General features: G+C 69.3%; 2 protein-coding genes. Both read right to left on the bottom strand.

Going from position 1 to position 1506, the window contains the following annotated elements:
• The coding region (locus tag PROKR_RS37165) for a phage tail tape measure protein (protein WP_036959132.1) at window positions 1-224 on the bottom strand (224 nt) is incomplete at its 3' end.
• Window positions 225-1028: 804 nt separating this feature from the next.
• On the bottom strand, window positions 1029-1292 hold the full coding sequence (locus PROKR_RS01660; RefSeq protein WP_036959133.1) for a hypothetical protein: 264 nt from the start codon (window positions 1290-1292) through the stop codon (window positions 1029-1031).
• Window positions 1293-1506: the final 214 nt, after the last annotated feature.

Genomic DNA, 1506 nt, shown 5'->3' on the forward strand with positions numbered 1-1506 from the left:
AGGGACTCGACGGACGCGGTCGAGGCGTTCGCGCCGCCGGCGAGGGCGGCGGATACGACGTTCATCTGATCGCCGGAGAGCTTGGACGTGTTCAGCGCGTTCGAGGCGATCTCGGCAGCCGACGCGAGCGTCGTACCGCCTGCGGCGGCGAGCTGGAGTGTGCCCTCCAGTGCGCCGGCCTGGATCGTGGCGGCGCTCAGGCCGCCCTTGGCGAGCTCCTGCATGGCGTCGGCGGCCTCGTTAGCCGAGAACGACGTCGATGCGCCCAGGTCGAGGCGAGCTTGTTCAGCTTCGCCATTTCCTTCTGCGGCGCGCCCAGGGTGGCAGCCGTGACGTTCATCGTCTGGGAGAACTTCTTCTCCAGGTTGACCGACGACGCGACGATGCCGCCGATCCCGGCGACGACGGCCAGCGCGGGCCCCCGAGGCCATCCATGCCCTCGCCGAACCTCTTGCCGAACCGCCGACCGGCCCGCTTACCGGACCGGTCGGCTTCGTTCTCGCTCGCCCCGAGCGCTTGCTTCACGCCCGGGGCGATCTTGCTGGTCTCCGGCAGGATCGGGAGGTAGGCAACGGCTAGCTCAACGGCCACGTCGGCCTCCGTCACATGGTCCCGGCGAGCCACGCCTCCATCTCGTCGATGGAGACAGCGCCCTTGCCGTAGGTGGTGCTCTCCGGCTCGACGCCGGGGCGGGGAATGGGCTTGGGGTACTCGTGACGCCGGCCTCCGCCGCGCTGCCAGTTCGCGACCCTCAGGGCGTCAGCGACCTCGGCCAGGAGGAGCGCGTCGAGCGACCACTCGTGGTCGTCGGGGTGCGTCGCCCGGTAGAAGGCCGAGGTGCGGGGGAGTGCCGGATCACGGCGTAGAGCTCGTGCCAGGCAAGGGCGTCGGTGCCCCGCGTGACGAAGACGGAGCCCGAGGGCGATGAGGTCGGCCTCGATCGCCTCTCGGTGCTCGTCGTCGTCGAGCGTCTCCAGGAGGGCGTGCAGGTCGGCGAAGCCGAGCCGTACACCGCCCGGATCACGCGGTCACTGAAACGCGGCGCTCAGCTCCCGCATGAGCTTCTTGCCGAACGCCTGGAACTCCTCGGAGGTCATCTCGTCGATGACCTCGACGACGTCCGCGCCGGCGACCTCCTCCAGGATCGTGAAGGTGAGGTCGAGCCCGTCGCGCCGGCGGTTGGCACGGAGCCACTTCGGCGAGCGGACGACGGAGAGGGACTTCTCGAAGGTGTAGGTCTCGCCGTTGTGGTCGAAGGAGAACAGGTCGGCGGTCTTGGTGGTGTCGCTCATGGCTGCTAGGCCCTTTCGTTCGTGGTGGTGCTAGGCCCAGGGGTGGAGCAAAGAAGAGCCCCTCCCGGAGCGGGCCTAGCGGGGGCTCCGGGAGGGGTAGCTAGAGGCGCGCGAGGGGCCTTGCGCGACAGGTCAGGCGGTCGGCTTGCCGTCGTCGATGTACTTCACGGCGTTGGCGTTGAGGTCCGTGTCACGGAACGCCTCGATGGTCACC

It is taken from the genome of Promicromonospora kroppenstedtii DSM 19349 (genome assembly GCF_000515355.1).
In the GTDB taxonomy this organism is placed as follows: Bacteria; Actinomycetota; Actinomycetes; order Actinomycetales; family Cellulomonadaceae; genus Promicromonospora; species Promicromonospora kroppenstedtii.